This is a genomic window from Streptomyces sp. NPDC004266 (genome assembly GCF_042874095.1).
GTDB lineage: Bacteria > Actinomycetota > Actinomycetes > Streptomycetales > Streptomycetaceae > Streptomyces.
In genome coordinates this window covers 299,743-320,538 of record NZ_JBIAMM010000003.1, presented here as the reverse complement: position 1 = coordinate 320,538, position 20,796 = coordinate 299,743, and the positions used below count along the sequence as shown (strand labels likewise).

Sequence of the window (20,796 nt, the reverse complement as noted above, 5' to 3'; positions counted from 1 at the left end):
CCGCGCGGCCGACGTGTCCGGTTTCGCGTGTTCACATCGGCATTGACCGGATATCAACCGGGCAGTGATCCCTTCTCCGGTGATCACCGCACGGCCTCAGGGGGTTACTCATGGCAGCCAGGGCACTCGTTCCGCGTCAGCTCAACGAACGGCTCCAGGCGCTCATCCAGGAAGCCGGCTGCTCCAACGCCGGCCTCGCCCGCAGGGTCAACATGGTCGGCGCCGAGCGCGGCCTCGACCTGCGCTACGACAAGACGTCGGTGGCTCGCTGGCTGCGCGGCCAGCAGCCGCGGGGCCGGGCGCCCGGCATCATCGCGGAGGCGCTGGGCCGCAAGCTGGGCCGCACGGTCTCGATCGACGAGGTCGGCATGGCCAACGGCCGGAACCTCGCCGCCGGGGTGGGGCTGCAGTTCGCGCCGACCGTGCCCGGCGCGATCGAGCAGGTCTGCGAGCTGTGGCGCAGCGACGTGGGGCGCCGGGACTTCCTGAACGGCTCGGCGGTGGCGGCCTCCGCCCTCGTCGAGCCCAGCAGGGACTGGCTGATCACGGGTCCCGACGCGCACGTGGCCCGGACGGCGGGGGCCCGCGTCGGGGTCGCGGACGTCGCGGCGGTGCGGGAGATGACGGCCGCGCTGGTCGACCTCGACCGGCGCTTCGGCAGCGGACACGTGCGGCCGGTGGTGGTGCACTACCTCAACAGCGTGGTGTCGGGGATGCTGTCGGGCTCGTACCGGGAGGCGGTCGGGCGGCAGCTCTTCGCGGCGGTCGCCCGACTGACCGAGCTCGCCGGGTACATGGCGGTGGACACCGGCGAACCGGGGCTCGCACAGCGGTACTACATCCAGGCGCTGCGGCTCGCGCAGGCCGCGGGGGACCGGGGGTACGGCGGCTATGTGCTGGCCGCCTCGATGAGCCACCTCGCCGCGCAGCTCGGCAACCCCCGGGAGATCGCCCAGTTGGCGCGGGCGGCGCAGGAGGGGGCGCGCGGGAAGGTGCCGCCGCGCGCGGAGGCGATGTTCCTCGCGGCGGAGGCGCGCGGGCACGCGCTGATGGGCGACGCGCGCGCCTTCGAGGCGGCGGCGGGCCGCGCCGCACGAGCACTGGACCGGGCCGATCCGGAGGCGGGCGACGACCCGGCGTGGATCGCCCACTTCGACGCGGCCTACCTCGCGGACGAACTGGCGCACTGCCACCGGGACCTGGGGCAGGCGGAGGCGGCGGCGCGGGCGGCGCAGGAGTCGATCGCCGGGCATCCGGAGTCGCGGGCGCGGCGCCGCGCGATCGGCCTGGCCCTCCTGGCCTCGGCGCAGGTCCAGCAGCGGGAGGTGGAGCAGGCCTGCCGGACGGGCACGCAGGCGCTCGAACTGCTCGGCACGCTGCGGTCGTCGCGGGGCGCCGAGTACCTGGACGACCTGAGGGAGCGCCTGGAGCCGTACGCGGGGGAGGCGGTGGTGCGGGAGTTCGGCGCGCGGATGGAGCTGTACGTGGCCTAGACATCCGGGGGCGTTTCGTAAACGGGTCGTGTAACCGGTCTCACACGTGTGTGCGGAGCCCTGTCGGCACCCGGTAGCGTGAGCCGACGATTCCGTAGGTTTATGGGTGGGAGTCCCGGTGACGCAGAACGGACAGGGTCCGGAGCATGGCGGCGGTCAGCCGTGGGGCGGCGCCTGGGGTCCCGCCGGTGGCCAGGCGGGCGGGCAGCAGGGCGCGCAGCCGCTGCCGCCCGCGCAACCGCTGCCCCCGGAGGCGCCGCAGGGCGCCGCCGACATGCAGTCCACCCAGTACCTGCCGCCGATACCCCCGCAGCAGGGCCCGCCGCAGCCCGGCTACGGCTACCCGGGGCCGGCCGCCCCGGCCGCCGCCGACATGCAGGCGACCCAGCACATCGCCCCGGTCCCGGGCGGGATGCCGCCGGTCCAGGGCGCGCCGCAGCCGGGGTACGGCTACCCGCCGCCGGCCGGAGCCTCGGACGCGACCCAGTACATCGCCCCGGTGCCGCCGCAGCAGGGCGGGGGCTCGGACACCCAGTTCCTCGGCACGGGCCCGCTCGCCCACCAGGGACCCGCCCACCAGGGGCCCGCCCCGGCCGGAGCCTCGGACGCGACCCAGTACATCGCCCCCGTGCCGGCGCAGACGCCCGGCGAGCGGCAGCCGCCCGCCGAGTTCGACAGCCTCTTCCGCACGGAGGCCCCGCGGGCGCCCCAGCAGCCGCACGCGCCGCAGGGCTACCAGCAGCCGGGCCCGGCCCCGTACCAGCAGCAGACCCAGCACCACCACCAGCCGCCGCAGCCCCCGCAGCAGCAGTACGCCTACCAGGACGCCTACTACGACGACGAGCCCGAGCCGCGCCGCAGGTCGCCGCTCGCGCTGATCGGCGCCGTCGTCGTCGGCTGCGCGGTCGTCGGCCTCGGCGCCGGGATGCTGCTCAGCGGCGGGGACGAGGAGAAGGACCCCAAGACCCCCGGGCAGAACGTGGCGGCCAGCTCCGCCGCGCCCTCCACCGGGGCGCCCGAGCCCACGGAGAAGCCGGCCGACCCGGCGGAGCCGCAGGCGCAGGAGCTCAGCAAGCTGCTCGCGACCAGCAGCAGCAGCCGTGAGACGGTGATCAGCTCGGTCGCGTCCATCAACCAGTGCAAGGACCTCGACAAGGCCGCGAGCGATCTGCGGGGCGCCGCCGAGCAGCGCCGCGGGCTGATCACCAAGCTCCAGTCGCTGTCGGTCGACAAGATCCCGGACAGCGCCGCGCTGACGGCGGCGCTCACCAAGGCCTGGCAGGCCTCGGCGGCCGCCGACGACCACTACGCGGCCTGGGCCGGCCAGATGAAGGCCAAGAAGGCCTGCAAGGGCGGCCACGCCCGCTCGACCAGCCAGAAGGCCGCGGGCGACGCGAAGAGCGGCGAGGCCAGCGCGGCCAAGAAGACGGCGGCCGGGCTGTGGAACCCGACCGCCGCGAAGTACGGCCTGGAGAAGCGGAGCTGGACGCAGCTCTGAGCGGGTTCAGGGGGCGCTGAGGACGGTCTCGCCGACGTCGACGAAACCGGGCCTCTGCGCCACGAGCCGCCCCTGGCGGACCACCTGGAAGGTCACCTCGCGGTTGACGATCCGGGTGAAGCCGGGGGCGCCGAGCATGTCCTCGTACTTCCAGCGCAGGCTGGGGGTGAGGCCGCCGGTGTCGATCCGCTCGCCCCGGTCGAGGGCGTGGCTGATCTGCTCGGCCGTGATCGTGTCCTGCTGGAGGGACTCGATCACCTCTTTGAGGACCGTGTACGCGATCCAGGTGGTCTGGACGCCGGCGTCGGCCGGGTCGACCCGGTTGTCGGCGAAGGCGTACTCCTGGATGACCTTGCGCATCGGCGCCCACCTCTTGTCGCCCGCCTCCGGGTACCAGCCGGTGACGAAGGCGCCCTCGAAGGGGCTGTGGGGGCCGCCGGTGCGGTCGATGACGGGCTGGTCGACGCTGCCGAGGACCGAGGAGATCCGGACGGCTTCCTTGTCGTCCCCCTTCTCCTCCTGCCGCCCGGGGAGGCGGCGGAAGGAGTCGAAGAAGGTCTGGGTGCGCTCGCCGAGGACGGCGGTCACGCAGCCCTTCTCGCCGCCCGCCCGGCTGCGGGCCCGGTCCGCCTGCTCGGTGTACTCGGCGGCGTCCTCCAGGGCCGGGATGTCGACGGCGCCCCGGTGGCTCGCCTTGTGCAGGCCGGAGTCGAGGAGCTCGGGGAGCCTGTCCCCCGCGGTGGTGTCGGGGCGGACGAGGGAGACCCGGTCGCAGGAGCCGGCGAGCTGCATGCCGTGCCCGGCGACGAGGGAGGCCACCCCGCCGTTCACGGGGTAGGAGAGCGGGCTGGTGAACTCGTCCTCCGCGATGCCGTAGCCGCCGATGTACGGGATGCCCGCGGCTTCCAGCGGGGCCATGAAGGCGCGGCCGTTCTGGCTGTACGAGCCGACGACGGCCACCGCCTTCTCGCGCACGGCCCGGCGGGCGCAGGCGGCGGCGCCCGCGGAGGTGTTCTGCTCGTTGCAGGTCAGGACGCGCAGCTCGTGCCCGTCGATGCCGCCCTGGGCGTTGACCCAGCGGGCGTACGTCTGCGCCATGGCGGGCATTCCGGGCATGTTGGTCGCTCGGGTCTGGTCGGGAGCCCAGGTCATCACCGTGACGGGCTCCCTGGAGCCCCCCGTGGCCCCAGGGAGCACGCCACACCCGGTGAGCAGCGACGCTCCGGCCGCCGCGGTCGTGACGTACGCGAGGAGTGAGGTCAGTCGCCTACCGGTCATGGGCATGCACATTTCCGCCTCATGGGTAACGCGGGAGTGAGCGCGGTTCAACGGTGGGTGACGTGAAGGTGAATTGCGGGGGCGGGCCACCGGAGGGGGAGGGGGCGAGTCCGCTTACCGGACAAGGGAACGTACGATCGAAACGTGTCCAGTCCAGTCCCCGGTTCGGTTAACTCTTCCCGTCGCGGCCGTCGCTCCTCCACCATGGGCGGCATGCCGCTCAACGACATGCCGTGGTGGCGCTGGCGCAGCAACGTGCGCTCGGCGCTGCACATGCTCTCCGACCCCGTGTTCCACGAGACCGCCTGGCTGGCCGGCCAGGAGGGGTACGGCGACGTCACCGACGCCGTCTACCGCCTCGTCGAGGACACCTGGCTCGACAACTGGTCCGCCGAGAAGTACGTCGGCGCCATCTTCCGGGACTCCGGCGAGGCCGCCCTCGTCGACGTCGCCGTCCTCCGGGTGCTGCGCATCATGCACCAGGTCGGACCGGACGCCCCCGTCACCGCGTACGTCGCCCACCCCGGCTGGCCGGAAGCCGTGCGGGCCGCCCGCGAGGCACACGTACGGATGGCGCAGGCCGACGGCGAGGACCCCGACGCGCCCCCGCGCTCCCTCGACGTGCTCCGTATCATGACCCGGTCCTGAGGCGTTCCGCCTGACGGACGCCCGTCTCCCGGCGGGGCGCCGTGTGGCAGGCTGACGGGATGACCGACCAGTACGTCCTCACCCTCTCGTGCCCCGACAAGCAGGGCATCGTGCACGCCGTGTCGAGCTACCTCTTCATCACCGGCTGCAACATCGAGGACAGTCAGCAGTTCGGAGACCGTGACACGGGTCTCTTCTTCATGCGGGTCCACTTCTCCGCCGAGGCGCCGGTGACGGTCGAGAAGCTCCGGGCGAGCTTCGCCGCCGTCGGCGACTCCTTCGCCATGGACTGGCAGATCAACCGCGCCGACCAGCCCATGCGGGTCGTTCTCATGGTCTCCAAGTTCGGCCACTGCCTGAACGACCTGCTCTTCCGGTCGCGGATCGGGGCGCTGCCGGTGGAGATCGTCGCGGTCGTCTCCAACCACACGGACTTCGAGGAGCTGGTGGGCTCGTACGGGATCCCGTTCCGGCACATCCCCGTCACCAAGGAGAACAAGCCCGAGGCCGAGGCGGAGCTCCTCGACCTCGTCCGCTCCGAGAACGTCGAGCTGGTGGTCCTCGCCCGCTACATGCAGGTCCTCTCCGACGACCTCTGCAAGCAGCTGTCCGGGCGGATCATCAACATCCACCACTCCTTCCTCCCCAGCTTCAAGGGCGCCAAGCCCTACCACCAGGCGCACGCCCGCGGCGTGAAGCTCATCGGCGCCACCGCGCACTACGTGACGGCCGACCTCGACGAGGGCCCGATCATCGAGCAGGAGGTCGAGCGCGTCGGCCACGAGGTGACGCCGGACCAGCTGGTGGCGATCGGGCGGGACGTGGAGTGCCAGGCGCTGGCGCGGGCGGTCAAGTGGCACGCGGAACGCCGGATCCTCCTGAACGGCCGCCGCACGGTCGTCTTCGCCTGACCCCCGGCCCCCGCTGTGGGTCGCGCCTTGCGGGGCGGTGCCCACACGGTGGGTGGACACCGCCCCACCGGGTGCGGGGACACACGGCGGGGGCGGGTTACAGGCGGCTCAGGGACGCCGTCGCGGAGAGGACGTCCCTGATGGCCTCCCGGTCGCCGTCCTGCCCCGCCGCCGCCTCCTCCGGCGTGATGTGCCCCGCCACCAGCTGGCAGAACTCGACCCCGTCCATCGCCACCTGCGCCACCGCCCGCTCCGGCGAGCCGATCGCCGCGGGGGAGTCCAGGGAGATGTACCAGTGGCCGCCGCCCGCGCCCTCCACCTCCAGGTGGAGCGAGCGGCCCGGCGCGCCCGCCGCGACGAGCTCCTTGGCGGGGCCGGCCAGGCCCGTGCGCCGACGGTTGGCGAGGGCCCCGGGGAGCAGCCGGGCCGCGAGGTCGATCATGTCGTGGAGGTGCGCCCCGCTGGGCGGCGCGTACGGGTAGGCGACGGCCGTCGCGATGTCGTCCGCGTGCAGCCAGCACTCGAAGGCCCGCTCCAGGAGCGAGTCCTGGAGGGGCAGGGCGAAGTCCTTGTAGGTGACGGTGAGGTCCGCCACTCCTCGCCCCGCGAAGGCGATCGTCCGGATCAGCGTGTGCGACTGGTCGCGCCACGGCCCCCGGATGGACCGGTTCGGCGGCCGGTCGAGCGCCGTCCAGAACGCCTCCGTCCGTTCCGTCGGCGACAGCTCCGGCACGCCCGCGCCCAGCGGATCGTCCAGGCCCAGCGCCGCCGTCACCAGGCCGTCCACGGCGAGGAGGTGGCCGATGACCCCCGCGACGGTGGCCTTGCGGCGCACGACGCGCTCCTCCTCGTACCACTTGAGCCGTACCGGCGCGTGCCATTCGGACTCGCCGATGTCCCTCAGGAGCGCGTCGAGCCGGGCGGTCTCCGCGTCGTACGGGGTGACCCAGTCGGGGACGGGGATGCGGGCGGGCCGGCGGCCCAGGCAGTTCTCCAGGACCCGGGAGCGCAGCAGCGGGTCGAGGTCCAGGTCGCGGTCCTCGTGGAGGAGCGTGACGGCGTCGCGGAGCCGGAGGGCCTCGTCGGCGCAGGGGGCGCACACGGTGAGGTGGTTCTCGACGGCCCTGGTCTCGCCGGCGGAGCACGCCGAAAGCGCCCAGGCCCCGAGGAGGGACTTGAGCACGCTGTGACTGAGGTCCGGTACTTCCGGTTCCTCCGTCTCCTCCATGTCCGTTTCTTCCGCCTCCGCCCCTGGAGCCTCCGGCAGTCGCGTCGTCAGGTCCGCGTGGTCGTCGGCCGCGCGGCGCGGTCCCGGTATCCGGGGGGCGCGTGCGACCTCGTCCGCGTCGTCGGCCGCCCCGGTCACAGCGGCCGTCCGTAGCCGGGCGGCGAGGACCCTTCGAGGGGGCGGGCGTGCGCGGAGGAGAGCAGCTGGAGGCCCAGCCGGAGGCGCCGGCGGGCCTCGTCCTCGGTGACGCCGAGGTCGGCGGCGGTCTGGCGGTAGTCGCGGCGCTGGAAGTACGCCAGTTCGAGCGCCTTCCGGAGCGACGCCGGCATGGAGGTCACGATGTAGTCGGCGCGGGCGGCGACCGTGGCCCGGTGGACCTTCTGCTCCAGCTCCTCGGCGGAGCCGACCCCCGTCTCCGCGTACGCCAGGGTCTCGGCCTGCCGCAGCCGGTGCACGGCCTGCCGCTGGGTCAGCTTGGCGACCCACGAGCGCATGTTGCCCTGCTTCGGGTCGTAGGAGTCGGGGTTCTCCCAGATGTAGCCGAAGACCTCGCGGGTGACCTGGTCGGCCGCGTCGTCGTCGTCGAGGACCCGGTGGGCGAGGCTGTGCACGAGGGCGGCGAACCGGTCGTAGAACTCGCCGAGGGCAGCGGCCTCTCCGCGCGCCAGCCGCTGCTGCATCCTGCGGTCCCAGCGCGGTGGTGTGTCCATCGCCATGAGGGCCTCCGTCCCGGTTCTCCTCCAAAGTAATGCGCCGCTCGGACAACGCACTCCTGTTTGCCGCAAGTGCGCCCTTGACGCGGATGCGGGTGGTAAGGAAAGCGTCATCCCTCACGCCGGGGGTTTCGACGCCCGCCCAGGGGGCAGGCGGCGTGCGTGACGACGATCGAGGTCGACGAGGACGAGCACGGCCCCTGGACGGTTTTCCGCGTCCAGGGGGAGTTGGACCTGGTCACCTCCCCCCGGATACGCCGCCGCGTCCACGACGCCGTCGCGGGCGGCCGCCACGACCTGGTCATCGACCTGTCGGCCGTGCGGTTCTGCGACTCCAGCGGCGTCGGCGTGCTGATCGCGTCCCGCCGTCTGCTCCGCTCGTGCGGCGGCCGGCTCCGCCTGATCCTGCCGGAGCAGCGGGGGGACGGGGAGGCTCATGTGGGCCGGGTGCTCTCCGCGCTCGGTGTCCGCCGCCTCTTCGACGTGTACGAGGACATGCCGGAGGCGCTCAACGGGCTGCCGGACCAGCCGATTCCGGAGCCGCGCCGAAGCGCTCCCTGAGCTTGTACTTGAGCACCTTGCGCAGGGTCTCGTTGCGGGGGAGCGCGTCCACCACCTCCAGCTGTTCCGGCAGTTTGTGGACGGAGAGCCCGGACTCCCGCAGGAAGGCCGTGACCTGCGGAAGGCCGAGCGGGGCGGCGCCGGGCGGCTGTTCGACGACGGCGCAGACGCGTTCGCCGCGCTCGGCGTCCGGCAGTCCTATGACGGCGGCGTCGCCCACGTCCGGGTGCCGGTGGAGGAGGTCCTCGATCTCCTTGGCCGAGATGTTCTCTCCCTTGCGGATGATGATGTCCTTCACCCGGCCCGTGAGGACGAGGTGGCCGGTGGGCGTGAGGCGGCCGACGTCACCGGTGATGAGGAAGCCGTCCTCGTCGAAGGCGGCGGCCGTCTGCGCCGGGTCGAGATAGCCCTGGCAGACGGCCTCGCCGCGGAGCCGGACCTCGCCGTCGCCGGTGATGCGGATCTCCATGCCGGCGGGCGGACGGCCCTCGGTCGTGGCGAGGTTCTCGACGGTGTCGTCGGGGGCGCCCATCGTGATCATGGGGACCTCGGTCATGCCGTACCCGTGGGTGAGCTGGCAGCCCAGCTCCTTCCGCACCGCGTGGTAGATCTCGGGAGGTTTGGGCGCGCCGCCGCCCGCGAGCAGGCGGAGGGTGGGGATGACGGGCTTCCCGGGCCGTTTGCGCTGTTCGGCGAGGAACATCGAGTAGAAGGCGGTGGAGCCGCCGGCGACCGTCACGCCGTGCCGGTTGTACGCGTCGAGGGCCTCCGGCAGCGCGAACTGTTCGAACATCACGGCCGGGAAGCCGTACAGCAGGAGCATCACCGTGTAGTCGGGCCCGGCGATGTGCGCGTACGGGAAGGCCATCGAGCCGACGTCCTCGGCCGTCAGGTGCAGGGCGTGGGCGAGGCAGGAGCCGCCGGCGAGCAGTGAGCGGTCGGTGTGCAGGACGCCCTTGGGGTCCGAGGTGGTGCCGGAGGTCCAGTAGATCCAGCGGACGTCGGTGCCGGAGGCGGGTGGGGGAGGGAGGACGGCCGGGTCGCCGTCCGGCAGCTCCTCGTACGCCTCGAAGATCCCGCGCGCGCCGAGCCTCCTCGCCATCTCCGCATGGTCGAATCCACGCCAGGTTCCGGGGACGGCGAAGAACTCGGCCCCGGACTCGCGCAGCGCGAAGCCGACCTCCTTGTCCCGGTAGAAGGGGATCACCGGGGACTGCACGGCGCCGATGCGGGCGAGCGCGAAGGAGAGCACGGCGGTCTCGATGCGGGTGGGCAGCTGCCAGGCGACGACCGTGCCGGGGCGCACGCCCCTCCCGTACAGGCCGGCGGCGCAGCGCTCGGCGCGGTCGCGGAGGCCGCCGAAGGTGAGGACGCGGTCGTCCTGGAGGAGGACGGGCCGGTCGGGGGTGAGGGCGGCGCGGCGCTCGACGAGCTCCCAGAGCGTGTGGGACTCGCCGAGCGTGTGTGCGGTCTCATTCATCCCGTACTCCTCATGGCTGACGTTCCGTCAGATGGTGCGGTGAGCGTAGAGGTCCGGCGCTTGTCGGTCCAGGGGTGCGGGGCTAGCCTGATGCCGTCAGATCTGACGGGTCATCAGAAATGGGAGTCCTCATGAGCTCCGGCACGGAACTGCCCCGCATCATCAGCGTCGACGACCACGTGATCGAGCCCGCCCACCTCTTCGAGACCTGGCTCCCGAAGAGGTACCGCGACCGCGGCCCCCGCCCCCTCACCGCCGGCATCGGGGAGCTCGCCTACGTCGGCGGCAAGTACCAGATCACGATGGACCCCGAGGGCCCGCCCACCGACTGGTGGATCTACGAGGACCTCAAGTTCCCGTACAAGCGCAACATCGCCGCCGTCGGCTTCGACCGCGACGACATGACCCTGGAGGGCATCACCCGCGAGGAGATGCGGCGCGGCTGCTGGGACCCCGCCGCCCGCCTGAAGGACATGGACCTCAACCACGTCGAGGCCTCCCTCTGCTTCCCCACCTTCCCCCGCTTCTGCGGCCAGACCTTCGCCGAGGCCCACGACAAGGAGGTCGCCCTCGCCTGCGTCCGCGCCTACAACGACTGGATGGTCGAGGAGTGGTGCGGCGACAGCGGCGGCCGCCTCATCCCGCTCTGCATCATCCCGCTCTGGGACGTCGACCTCGCCGTCGCCGAGATCCGGCGCAACGCCGCCCGCGGCGTCAAGGCCGTCACCTTCTCGGAGATCCCCACCCACCTCGGCCTGCCGTCGATCCACTCCGGCTACTGGGACCCGTTCTTCGCCGTCTGCCAGGAGACCGGGACGGTGGTGAACATGCACATCGGATCCAGCAGCCAGATGCCGGCCGCCTCCCCCGACGCCCCGCCCGCCGTCCAGGCCAGCCTGAGCTTCAACAACGCGATGGCCTCGATGATGGACTTCCTCTTCAGCGGCGTCCTCGTCAAGTTCCCCCGGCTCACGCTCGCCTACAGCGAGGGCCAGATGGGCTGGATCCCGTACGCCCTCGAACGCGCCGACGACGTCTGGGAGGAGCACCGCGCCTGGGGCGGCGTCCGCGACATCGTCCCCGAGCCGCCGTCCACCTACTACTACCGGCAGATCTTCTGCTGCTTCTTCCGCGACAAGCACGGCATCGCCTCGCTGGACGTGGTGGGCCGGGACAACGCCACCTTCGAGACCGACTACCCGCACGTCGACTCGACCTTCCCGCACACCAGGGAGGTCGCCCTCGACCACGTCCGGGGCCTCGACGACGAGACGGTCTACAAGCTCATGCGCGGCAACGCCATCCGCATGCTGGATCTCGGGATCGTCTGATGGACCTCTCCTGCACCGAGGAGGAAGAGGCCTACCGCGCCCGCCTGCGGGAATGGCTCGCCGCCACCCTCCCCGGCCTCCCCGAACGCCCCGACCCGCTCGACTGGCCCGCCCGTCGCGCCTACGACTGCGGCTGGCAACGACGCCTGTACGACGCCGGGTACGCCGACACCCACTGGGACGCCTCCCCGACCCAGCGCCTCATCTTCCTGGAGGAGACCGAACTCGCCGGCGCCCCCTACGTCGGCGCCAACTTCGTCGGCCTCCTCCACGCCGGACCCACCATCGCCGCCGAGGGCACGGCCGCGCAGCGCGAGCGGTGGCTGCCGCCGATCCTGCGCGGCGACGAGGTCTGGTGCCAGGGCTTCAGCGAACCCGACGCCGGCTCCGACCTCGCCTCGCTCCGCACCCGGGCGGTACGGGACGGAGACGCGTACGTCGTCACCGGACAGAAGATCTGGACCTCACACGCCGAGGTCGCCGACTGGTGCGAACTCCTCGTCCGCACCGACCCCGCGGCACCCAAGCACCAGGGCATCACCTGGCTCGCCATGCCCATGGACGCCCCCGGCATCACCGTCCGGCCGCTGCGCACCCTCGCCGGATCGACCGAGTTCGCCGAGGTCTTCCTCGACGAGGTGCGGGTGCCCGTCGCCCACCGGGTGGGGGAGGAGAACGACGGCTGGCGGGTCACCATGGTCACGCTCTCCTTCGAACGCGGCACCGCCTTCGTCGGCGAGGTCGTCGCCTGTCGCCGCCTCCTCGGCGAACTCGCCCGCACCGCCCGGAAGAACGGCACCTGGGACGACCCCGTGCTCCGCAGGCGCCTCGGCAGGCTCTCCGCCGAGTTCCAGGCGCTGTGGCGGATCGTCCAGGCCAACGTCAGCGAGGCCCAGGCGACCGGCGGGGTCCCCGGCGCGGGCGGCTCCGTCTTCAAACTGCACTACTCGCACGCCCGCCAGGAGCTGTACGACGCGGCCGCCGCCGTCCTGGGGCCCGACGCGCTCGACCTCGGCCGCGACTGGAACCTCGACCGGCTGTCCTCGCTCTCGTACACGATCGCGGCCGGCACGTCCCAGATCCAGCGCAACATCGTCGCCGAGCGCATCCTCGGCCTGCCGAAGGGGCGGTGACCCTCCTCATGGACTTTCGACTCACGGAGGACCAGCGGGCGCTGCGGCGGGGCGTACGGGAACTGCTCGCGCGCCTCTTCGACCGGGAGGCGCTGCGGGGCACGGTCGACTCGCCGGTCCTGGACCGGGAGCTGTGGCGGGAGCTCGGCGCCGCCGGGTTCTTCGCGCTGCGGCTCCCGGAGGAGGAGGGGGGCGTGGGGCTCGGGCTCCCCGAGGCGGTCCTCGTCTTCGAGGAGGCGGGGAGGGTGCTGCTGCCGGGGCCGCTGGTGGCCACGCACTCGGCCGCGGGCGTCGTGCCGGGGGCGGCGGACGGGTCTGCCGTCGTGACCTCCGTGAACGAGGGGCTCGTCCCTTGGCTGGACGAGGCCGACGTGGTGCTGGGGGATGTCACGGACGCCGTGCCGGTGCGGTCGGTCGATCCGCTCACGCCCCTCCATCGCGTACCCGGCACCGTGGGCACAACGGGGCTGACGGACGCCCTGCTCACCGCCGCCGAGCAGGTCGGCAGCGCCTCCGCCACCACCGGGCTCGCCGTCTCCCACGCCCGTGCGCGCACGCAGTTCGGGCAGGTCATCGGGGGGTTCCAGGCGGTGAAGCACCTGTGCGCCGGGATGCTGGTGCGGACGGAGCTCGCGCGGGCCGCCGTGTGGGCCGCGTCCGTCACCGGCGATCCCGTCGAGATCGCCGGGGCCAAGCTCCTCGCCGACGAGGCCGCCGTCCGCAACGCGCGGGACTGTCTCCAGGTGCACGGCGGGATGGGCTTCACCTGGGAGGCGGACGTGCATCTGCACCTGAAGCGGGCGTGGGTGCGGGCCGAGCTGCGGATGCCCGTGGCGCGGGCGGAGGAGGCGGTGGCGGCGGGGCTGTAGCGCTGCGCGTCCGGCGGATCACGGAACGTCGATATCGGGTTGTGTCCTTCGGCGGGGCCGTCACGGCCCGGAGTCGGCCTCCGGCTCCGGTACGCTCCGTGGGATGCGAGTGCTCGTTGGCCCGGATCGTCCCGGTGTCGCCCCTGCGGCGGCTCCGTACCCGGGAATGCCCGCCGCTCGCGCCCGACGTTCGACTACCCGCAGCGTGCGTCGCACAGTATGGACCATGCGTACTCCTTCGCGCTGGAATATGCCCGAAGCGCTTGTTGCGGTGACTGTACGTCAACCATGCTGTCCCACAAGGGAATCACGTTCCGTGAAGGTGTGTTGTCTGCCGGTTCGGATGGTGTGAGCGGTGCAGGTGCTTCAGGTTCAGTTGGTGGTCGGGCCGGACCCGGCAGAGGTGGGACGAGCCCGGAGGTGGGCCCGGTCGCGGATCGCCGGGTCGGGCATAGGGGACGACGAGTCGCTCGCCGAGACGCTGGTGCTGCTCATCTCGGAACTCGTGACCAACGCCGTGGTGCACACCGGCTGTCCGGCCGTGCTGAGGATGCTGTTCGGCGCGGAGGGCGGGGTGCGGGTCGAGGTGGCCGACACGAGCGACCGGCCGCCACGGCCCCGGCATGCCGCGGGCGAGGACACCAACGGGCGGGGCCTGGAGCTGGTGGACGGCCTCGCGGACCGGTGGGGCTGGCAGCCGGAGGGCGCCGGCAAGAGCATCTGGTGCGAGGTGGACCGGGACCCGTCCGTCTCCGCCGTGGCGCCCCTGTCGCCCGACCGGGTGCGCTGTTGACGATTCGTTCCGTTTTGCCCACTCTGGGGTGAGCGATTCGTGGCGAGGGGAGCCGAGGGCCGTGGCCCTCGGCGTGTGCGGGTCGTGATCGGGTGGCGGCGGGCCCGCGCCGTGCTCGGGGCGCGTGCGAGCGCGCCGCCGCCCGCAGGGCCCTTCGGGCCCTAGAGGATCGCGACCGGGGCGACCGGTGTGCCCGTGCCGCCGACGAAGGGCTCGGGCATCGCGGAGAGCAGGAAGGCGTACCGCCCTTCCTGTGCACAGGCTGTGGACAGCGCCTCCAGGTTCCAGTTCTGCCCCTGGAGCATGCCCATCTCGACCAGGTCGAGGGCGTGCACGGGCAGCCAGAGGTCCTCGATCTCGGGCGGGAAGATCTCGAAGGTGAGCGTGTCGTTGGCGACGGCCGCGACGTCGTGGGCGTGGAACCACTCCGGCGTGCGGACCGAGAGGCCCGGTGACGGGAAGGCGTACCCGTGCCGGTCCCCGGCCAGGTACAGCTGGAGCTGACCCGTCCGTACGAGCACGACGTCGCCGGAGCGGACCGTGACCCCGCCGAACTCCGCCGCCTCGTCGAGGTCTTCCGGGGTGACCGCGTGGTCGCCCGGCAGCCGGTCGACGCCCTTCGCCGCGGCGACGTCGAGGAGCACCCCGCGCGAGACGAGGTGGCGGGCCGTGTGGATGCCGCTGAACCCGGAGCGGCCGTGCGGGGTGATCGAGGCGGCGGGCCGGCCGTTGTAGATGCGGCCCGAGTGGGAGACGTGCGTCAGGGCGTCCCAGTGGGTGCCGGCCTGGAGGCCGAGGGTCACGGCGTCGTCGCTGGTGGCGACCGTGCCGGGGCCGAAGAGCTCCTGGTTGATCTGGACCATGACGTGGAGCGGGTTCACCCGGCCGGGGATCATGCCGGTCTGTATGCCGTCCTGTTCGAGGTCGACGGCGAGCGGGACGCGCCGGCCGGTGCGGACGGTGGCGACGGCCTCCCGCACGACCTCGTCGGTGACGAGGTTGAGCGTGCCGATCTCGTCGTCCTGGCCCCAACGGCCCCAGTTGTTGACGCGCTTGGCGATCTCGTGGAAGGCGGCGGGGAGGGACATCGGGGCCTCCGGGGTCTTGTTTTCCGGTATCTGACGGGCCGTAGAATCCTGACGACGAACGAATCTAACGGACCGTCAGAAAGTGCGGGAAGGGGCCGGGCGTGGGGAACTTCTTGGCTGGCAAGGTCGTCGCCGTGACGGGAGCGGGGCGCGGCATCGGCCGCGCCGTCGCCCTCGCCTGCGCGGCGGAGGGCGCGAAGGTCGTCGTCAACGACTACGGGGTGTCGATCGAGGGCGGCGAGCCGACCTCGGAGGTCGCGGCGGCGGTCGTGAAGGAGATCGAGGCGGCGGGCGGCACCGCGGTCGCCGTCGCGGACGACATCTCCACGATGGCGGGCGGGGCGCGGGTCGTCGAGACCGCCCTCACCGCGTACGGACGCGTCGACGGGGTCGTGTGCGTCGCCGGCATCCTGCGCGAGCGGATGCTCTTCAACATGTCCGAGGAGGAGTGGGACCCCGTCGTCGCCACCCACCTGAAGGGCACCTTCACCGTCTTCCGGGCGGCGTCGGCGGTCATGCGCAAGCAGGGCACCGGGACCCTCATCGGCTTCACCAGCGGCAACCACCAGGGGTCCGTGGCCCAGGCCAACTACTCGGCGGCCAAGGGCGGGATCATCTCCCTCGTACGGAGCGCGGCCCTCGGCCTCCACAAGTACGGGGTCACCGCGAACGCGGTCGCGCCCGTGGCCCGCACCCGGATGTCCGCCAACGTCCCCATGGAGCTCAAGGAGATCGGCGAACCGGAGGACGTGGCCGCGCTCGTCGTCTACCTGCTGAGCGAACGGGCCCGGGAGGAACGGATCACCGGCCAGGTGTACACCATCGCCGGACCCAAGATCGCGGTCTGGGCCCAGCCCCGGGAGCTGCGCGCGGGCTACGCCGAGGGCGGCGCGTGGACCCCCGAGCGCATCGCGGACTTCCTGCCGGGGACGGTCGGGACGGACCCGATGCCGATGCTGGCGCGCCTGGAGGAGATGGCGAAGGCGGCGGCGGAGGGCGCGCGGCCCAACGCGGGGAAGGGTGCCGACGCGGGGAGGGGTGCCGACGCGGGGAGGGGCGCCGACGCCGAGAAGGGGAAGCGGTCATGAGAGGCGTCGTCTTCGACGGCAAGCAGGTCCGGGTCGTCGACGACCTGGAGGTGCGGGACCCCGGCCCGGGCGAGGTGCTCGTGGCGATCGCCGCCGCCGGGCTGTGCCACAGCGATCTGTCCGTCGTCGACGGGACCATCCCCTTCCCGCCACCCGTCGTCCTCGGCCACGAGGGCGCCGGTGTCGTCGAGGCCGTCGGCCCGGGGGTCGTTCACGTCGCGCCCGGCGATCACGTCGCCCTGTCCACCCTCGCGAACTGCGGCGCCTGCGCCGACTGCGACCGGGGCCGGCCGACCATGTGCCGGAAGGCGATCGGGATGCCGGGGCGGCCGTTCTCACGGGACGGGCAGCCCCTTTACCAGTTCGCCTCGAACTCGTCCTTCGCGGAGCGGACCGTCGTCAAGGCCGTCCAGGCCGTGAAGATCCCGAAGGACATCCCGCTGACCTCCGCCGCCCTCATGGGCTGCGGCGTCCTCACCGGCGTCGGAGCCGTACTGAACCGGGCGAAGGTCGACCGCGGCGACACCGTCGTCGTCATCGGCACCGGCGGCATCGGCCTCAACGTCCTCCAGGGCGCCCGGATCGCGGGCGCGCTGACGATCGTCGCCGTGGACACCAACCCGGAGAAGGAGGCGGTGGCCCGGCGGTTCGGGGCGACGCACTTCCTCGCCTCCGCCGACGCCGTGCGGGACGTCCTGCCCACCGGCGCCGACCACGTCTTCGAGTGCGTCGGCCACACCGGTCTCGTCCGGACCGCGATCGACCTCCTCGACCGGCACGGCCAGGCGGTCCTGCTCGGCATGACCGCGCCGAAGGCGGAGGCGAGCTTCCCGCCGGCCGCGATGTTCCTGGACAAGTCGATCCTCGGCTGCCGGTACGGCTCCTCCCGTCCCCAGAAGGACATCGCCCTGTACGCGGAGCTGTACCGATCCGGCACCCTCCTCCTCGACGAACTGGTCACCCGCACCTACCCGGTGGAGGACTTCGCCCGGGCCGTCGAGGACGCGGAACGGGGGAAGGTGGCGCGGGGCGTCCTCACCTTCTGACGGGCCGGGGCGAAACGCGGTGGGCCTCGGCGCCGCGGGCCGTTACGGTCCCGGACATGTCCTACCGCGAGCTCGCCACCCGCCCCGTCCTCGCCTGGTCCGCCGTCATGGTCACCGGCCGGCTGCCCGTCGCCATGGCGCCGCTCGCGCTCGTGTTCCTCGTGCGGGAGCGGCCCGGCGGCTACACGCTCGGAGCGGTCCTCGCCGCCGCGTACGTCCTCGGGGAGATCCTCGCCGCGCCCGTCCTCGGCATGCGGCTGGACGCCGAGCGGGCCCGGCCGCAGCTCGCCGCCGGGCTCGCGGTCGGCGCCGCCGGGTTCACCGGGCTCGGGCTCGCGCCCGGCGCCCACCCCGTCGTCCTCGCCGCCCTCGCGCTGCTCGCGGGCACCGGCCCCGCCGCCGTACCCGGCGCGCTGCGGGCCCTGCTCACCAGCCTCGTCCCGGAACGGGCCGTCACCCAGGCGATGAGCACGGAGTCGATGCTGACCTTCGCCCTCTGGGCGGCGGCGCCCGCGCTCACCACCGGCCTGGCCCTCGGCGTCCACCCGGCGGTGCCGCTGCTGCTGCAGGGCCTCCTGATGGGGCTCTCGGTGGCCGGGCTGTGGCTGCTGCCGGCCGGCTGGTCCGCCGAGGCGCACGAGAAGGGGGCGTCGACGCGGCGGGCGCTGCTGCGGGCCTGGCCCGTGTACGTGCTGGGGGCCGCCGGTCTCACCCTGCTCGCGCTCGCCGAACTCATCCTGCCCGCCCTCCTCGAACAGCGCGGGATCGGCATCGGCTGGGCGGGCCCGCTGCTCGCCGGTTTCTCGATCGGCTCGGCGGTCGGCGCGTTCGTGTACGGCCTGCGGGGGAGCTGGCCCGGCCCGCTGGCCGTCCAGTCCCTGGTCCTGGTCCTCGCGGTCGCCGCGGGCGTCGCGCTGGCCGCCGTACTGCCCTGGACGGCGGCGATCGCGGTCGCGCTGGTCGCCGCCGGGCTCCTCCAGGCCCCCGCGAGCCTCACCCGGAACCTGGCGCTTCGGCAGGTCCTGCCGGCGTCCGCGCTCGCCGCCGGGTACTCGGTCATGTACGCGGCGGTGGGCGCCGGTTACGCGGTCAGCGGCACGCTCGCGGGCGGGCTGCTCAAGGCGGTGGCCCCGTCGACGGCGATCCTCTGGGGGGTGGGCCTGACGGTGCTGCTCACGGCGATCGGCGCGGCGGGGGAGCGGCGGCTGACGCGGCGCGCCCCCGCCGTGGCGGACGGGGAGGTCCGGTCGGAGGCCGCCGAGGTCGCGCCCGACGCTCAGGGCGCGGCGGGCGCCTCCGCGGAGGCGCCCGCGCGGAACGTGCGCCGGTAGGACGTGGGGGTCACCCCGATCGCGCTCATCAGGTGGACCCGCAGCGACTGGGCCGTGCCGAAGCCGGCGTCCTGGGCGACCCGGTCGACCGGCAGGCCGGTGGACTCCAGGAGGTGCCGGGCGCGCTCGACGCGCTGCTGGGTGAGCCACTGGCCGGGGCTGATGCCGACCTCGTCGCGGAAGCGACGGGTGAACGTCCGGACGCTCATCGCCTCCTTCTCCGCCAGGTCCCGCAGCTGGATCGGCTCGTGGAGGTGGGCGAGCGCCCAGGCCCGCGCGGTGGTCGTGGTGTGGGTGCCGGTCTCCGGCAGGGGCCGCTCGATGTACTGGGCCTGGCCGCCGTCCCGGTGGGGCGGTACGACGGTCCGGCGGGCGACGTCGTTGGCGACGGCCGTGCCGTGGTCGCGGCGCACGATGTGCAGGCACAGGTCGATCCCGGCCGCCACCCCCGCCGAGGTGAGGACGTCGCCGTCGTCGATGAAGAGGACGTCCGCGTCGACCCGCACGCTCGGGAAGAGGCGCTGGAAGTGCTCGGCGGACGCCCAGTGGGTGGTGGCCGGACGGCCGTCGAGGAAGCCGGCGGCGGCGAGCACGTACCCGCCGGTGCAGATGGAGACCAGCCGGGTGCCGGGCCGGATGCGGGCGAGCGCCGTGGCCAGCTCCTCGGGCAGCCTGCCCTCGTCGTAGACCGGTCCGAGCTCGTACGAGGCGGGCACGACGACCGTGTCGGCGGTCGCGAGGGCCTCCGGGCCGTGCTCGACGTGGATGGAGAAGTCGGCGTCCGTCTGCACCGGGCCGGCCTTCGGGGCGCAGGTCACGATCTCGTACAGCGGCCTGCCCCCGGGGTCCTTCGCACGGCCGAAGATGCGGTGCGGGATGCCCAGCTCGAAGGGGAGGAGGCCGGGCAGGGCGAGGACGGCGACGCGGTGCGGCTGCTGCACGGGCGGGGTGCTCCCTCCGTAAATCGGTGGTGGTCCAGACCATAGGGCTGGTACGAGTACGTGTCCGTGACGGACAACACGTACAAGTCTGAGGCCGCCGAGCGGATTCCCGCCCCGGTCGCGCCGCCCGCACTGTGGAACCGCAACTTCCGGCTCTTCTTCGTCGCCCGTGGCGTCGCCGTCTTCGGCGAGGGCATGGTCCCGGTCGCCTTCGCCGCCGGACTCCTCGGCGCCGGCCACCCCGGCTCCACCGTCGGCTACGCGCTGGGCGGCTGGACCGCCGCCTTCGCGCTCTTCGTGCTCTTCGGCGGCGTCCTCGCCGACCGCTTCACCGCCCGCCGCATGATGATCCTCGCCGACCTCCTGCGGCTGCCCGGCGCCGCCGTCCTCGCCGTCTCCTTCACGCTCGGCGGCCCGCCCCTCTGGGCGGTCTACGCCCTCTCCGTCCTCAGCGGCGTCGGCGCCGCCCTCTTCCAGCCGGGCGTCGCCTCCACCATCCCCCGCATCGCCCCCGACGTGCAGCGCGCCAACGCCGTCCTGCGGGTCGTCGAGGCCCTCATGACCATGGCGGGACCGGCCGCCGCCGGCCTGCTCGTCGCCGTGTGGAACGCGGGCGCGGCCTTCGCCGTCAACGGCGCCACCTTCGCGGTCAGCGCCGTCTGCTTCCTGCTGATACGCCTCGCCCCGATCCCGTCCGACACCGCGCGGCGCGACTCCCTCGTCGCCGAACTCGCCGGAGGATGGCGCGAGTTCAGGTCCCGGAGCTGGCTCTGGGGGGTCATCTCCATCTGGACGGTGTACGGGCTGACCGTCGCCGGACCCATGGTCCCGCTCACCGCGAGCCTGGTCACCGAGGAGCACGGCTCGGCCGCGTACGGCGTGCTCATGGCCGTCAACGGCGCCGGCAGCGCCGTCGGCGGCCTCCTCGCGATCCGGCTGCGCCCGCGCCGCCCCCTCGCGGCGGGCGCGGCGGCGCTGATCGGTCTCCCGGTCAACCTGGCCCTGCTCGGCGCGGGCGCGCCGGTCGGGGTCCTCGCCGCCGGGCAGTTCGTCGGCGGGGCGGCCTTCGCCTTCTGGCTGGTGATGTGGTCCACCGCGGTCCAGACGCACGTGCCGCAGGAGGCCCTGAACCGGATGCACGCGTACGACGTGGCCGGCTCGCTCCTGATGATGGGCGTCGGCCGCACCCTGTCGGGGCCGGTGGCGGCGGCGGTCGGCACGGAGGAGGTGCTGCTCACGGGCGCGGGGATCGCGGTCCTGGTGGTGGCGGCACTGCTCGTGGTGCGCCCGATCAGGACGCTGCCGCGCGTCTAGGGCCGTGTCCCGATCCTTTGGAAAGCTGTCATTCGGGCCAATGGCGGGGGGC

At 73.2% G+C, this 20,796-nt stretch carries 19 protein-coding genes; 13 read left to right on the top strand and 6 right to left on the bottom strand.

What is annotated here, in order from left to right; genetic code table 11:
- The first annotated feature begins 110 nt into the window (after positions 1-110).
- Positions 111-1,493: a transcriptional regulator gene (locus ACFYUZ_RS09475; RefSeq protein ID WP_389307292.1), complete on the top strand. Its 1,383-nt coding sequence runs from the start codon at positions 111-113 to the stop codon at positions 1,491-1,493.
- Positions 1,494-1,611: 118 nt separating this feature from the next.
- Positions 1,612-2,991, top strand: coding sequence for a hypothetical protein (locus ACFYUZ_RS09470; RefSeq protein WP_389307291.1), 1,380 nt, complete (start codon positions 1,612-1,614; stop codon positions 2,989-2,991).
- A 6-nt stretch (positions 2,992-2,997) separates the two neighbouring features.
- On the opposite strand, the gene ACFYUZ_RS09465 is transcribed toward ACFYUZ_RS09470, so the two are convergent.
- Entirely contained in the window at positions 2,998-4,281 is a 1,284-nt protein-coding gene (locus ACFYUZ_RS09465; protein WP_389307290.1) for an ABC transporter substrate-binding protein, read from the bottom strand.
- Between the two features lie 192 nt (positions 4,282-4,473).
- Between ACFYUZ_RS09465 and ACFYUZ_RS09460 the strand changes: the two genes are divergently transcribed.
- Both ACFYUZ_RS09460 and purU read left to right on the top strand, forming a co-directional pair.
- The gene (locus ACFYUZ_RS09460) at positions 4,474-4,917 is read left to right on the top strand and encodes a hypothetical protein (protein ID WP_389307288.1); all 444 of its coding nucleotides are present in this window, start codon (positions 4,474-4,476) and stop codon (positions 4,915-4,917) included.
- 59 nt (positions 4,918-4,976) lie between these two features.
- Positions 4,977-5,828: a formyltetrahydrofolate deformylase gene (gene purU, locus ACFYUZ_RS09455; RefSeq protein WP_389307287.1), complete on the top strand. Its 852-nt coding sequence runs from the start codon at positions 4,977-4,979 to the stop codon at positions 5,826-5,828.
- Positions 5,829-5,925: 97 nt separating this feature from the next.
- Here the strand turns inward: purU and ACFYUZ_RS09450 are convergent, their stop codons facing one another.
- Together ACFYUZ_RS09450 and ACFYUZ_RS09445 are read right to left on the bottom strand one after the other, a co-directional pair.
- A complete protein-coding gene (locus ACFYUZ_RS09450; protein ID WP_389307286.1) occupies positions 5,926-7,194 on the bottom strand; it encodes a maleylpyruvate isomerase N-terminal domain-containing protein in 1,269 nt (422 codons plus the stop codon).
- Positions 7,191-7,772, bottom strand: a complete 582-nt coding sequence (locus ACFYUZ_RS09445) for a sigma-70 family RNA polymerase sigma factor (RefSeq protein ID WP_389307285.1) — start codon at positions 7,770-7,772, stop codon at positions 7,191-7,193. The genes ACFYUZ_RS09450 and ACFYUZ_RS09445 overlap by 4 nt, the downstream gene beginning before the upstream one ends.
- Before the next feature lie 159 nt (positions 7,773-7,931).
- Here ACFYUZ_RS09445 and ACFYUZ_RS09440 point away from each other — a divergent pair, with 159 nt between their 5' ends.
- Complete coding sequence (locus tag ACFYUZ_RS09440) at positions 7,932-8,330, top strand: STAS domain-containing protein (RefSeq protein ID WP_389307284.1); 399 nt, start codon at positions 7,932-7,934, stop codon at positions 8,328-8,330.
- Here the strand turns inward: ACFYUZ_RS09440 and ACFYUZ_RS09435 are convergent.
- Positions 8,278-9,810 (bottom strand): class I adenylate-forming enzyme family protein, encoded by a 1,533-nt coding sequence (locus ACFYUZ_RS09435; protein WP_389307283.1) that lies wholly within the window; start codon positions 9,808-9,810, stop codon positions 8,278-8,280. The genes ACFYUZ_RS09440 and ACFYUZ_RS09435 overlap by 53 nt on opposite strands.
- A 131-nt stretch (positions 9,811-9,941) precedes the next feature.
- On the opposite strand from ACFYUZ_RS09435, the gene ACFYUZ_RS09430 reads away from it, so the two are divergent.
- The 4 genes from ACFYUZ_RS09430 (at position 9,942) to ACFYUZ_RS09415 (ending at position 13,936) form a co-directional block, all read left to right on the top strand.
- A complete protein-coding gene (locus ACFYUZ_RS09430) occupies positions 9,942-11,141 on the top strand; it encodes an amidohydrolase family protein (protein WP_389307282.1) in 1,200 nt (399 codons plus the stop codon).
- Positions 11,141-12,274, top strand: a complete 1,134-nt coding sequence (locus ACFYUZ_RS09425; protein ID WP_389307280.1) for an acyl-CoA dehydrogenase — start codon at positions 11,141-11,143, stop codon at positions 12,272-12,274. Before ACFYUZ_RS09430 ends, ACFYUZ_RS09425 begins: the two co-directional genes overlap by 1 nt.
- An 8-nt stretch (positions 12,275-12,282) precedes the next feature.
- Positions 12,283-13,143, top strand: coding sequence for an acyl-CoA dehydrogenase family protein (locus ACFYUZ_RS09420; protein ID WP_389307279.1), 861 nt, complete (start codon positions 12,283-12,285; stop codon positions 13,141-13,143).
- Between the two features lie 355 nt (positions 13,144-13,498).
- Positions 13,499-13,936 carry an ATP-binding protein gene (locus ACFYUZ_RS09415; protein ID WP_389307278.1) on the top strand — a complete coding sequence of 146 codons (438 nt, stop codon included), beginning with the start codon at positions 13,499-13,501 and terminating at the stop codon, positions 13,934-13,936.
- Positions 13,937-14,097: 161 nt separating this feature from the next.
- Here ACFYUZ_RS09415 and ACFYUZ_RS09410 read toward each other — a convergent pair whose 3' ends face one another.
- Positions 14,098-15,024 carry a cyclase family protein gene (locus tag ACFYUZ_RS09410; protein WP_389307277.1) on the bottom strand — a complete coding sequence of 309 codons (927 nt, stop codon included), beginning with the start codon at positions 15,022-15,024 and terminating at the stop codon, positions 14,098-14,100.
- A 101-nt stretch (positions 15,025-15,125) separates the two neighbouring features.
- Between ACFYUZ_RS09410 and ACFYUZ_RS09405 the strand changes: the two genes are divergently transcribed.
- Genes ACFYUZ_RS09405 through ACFYUZ_RS09395 form a run of 3 tightly spaced genes read left to right on the top strand, consistent with a single transcriptional unit; the run spans position 15,126 to position 18,489 of the window.
- Positions 15,126-16,112 (top strand): SDR family NAD(P)-dependent oxidoreductase, encoded by a 987-nt coding sequence (locus ACFYUZ_RS09405; RefSeq protein WP_389307275.1) that lies wholly within the window; start codon positions 15,126-15,128, stop codon positions 16,110-16,112.
- Positions 16,109-17,158 (top strand): Zn-dependent alcohol dehydrogenase, encoded by a 1,050-nt coding sequence (locus tag ACFYUZ_RS09400; protein ID WP_389307274.1) that lies wholly within the window; start codon positions 16,109-16,111, stop codon positions 17,156-17,158. Before ACFYUZ_RS09405 ends, ACFYUZ_RS09400 begins: the two co-directional genes overlap by 4 nt.
- 56 nt (positions 17,159-17,214) lie before the next feature.
- The gene (locus ACFYUZ_RS09395) at positions 17,215-18,489 is read left to right on the top strand and encodes an MFS transporter (RefSeq protein WP_389307273.1); all 1,275 of its coding nucleotides are present in this window, start codon (positions 17,215-17,217) and stop codon (positions 18,487-18,489) included.
- On the opposite strand, the gene ACFYUZ_RS09390 is transcribed toward ACFYUZ_RS09395, so the two are convergent.
- Positions 18,435-19,430: a GlxA family transcriptional regulator gene (locus ACFYUZ_RS09390; protein WP_389307272.1), complete on the bottom strand. Its 996-nt coding sequence runs from the start codon at positions 19,428-19,430 to the stop codon at positions 18,435-18,437. The genes ACFYUZ_RS09395 and ACFYUZ_RS09390 overlap by 55 nt on opposite strands.
- Positions 19,431-19,490: 60 nt before the next feature.
- On the opposite strand from ACFYUZ_RS09390, the gene ACFYUZ_RS09385 reads away from it, so the two are divergent.
- Positions 19,491-20,744, top strand: a complete 1,254-nt coding sequence (locus ACFYUZ_RS09385) for an MFS transporter (protein WP_389307271.1) — start codon at positions 19,491-19,493, stop codon at positions 20,742-20,744.
- Positions 20,745-20,796 lie beyond the last annotated feature (52 nt).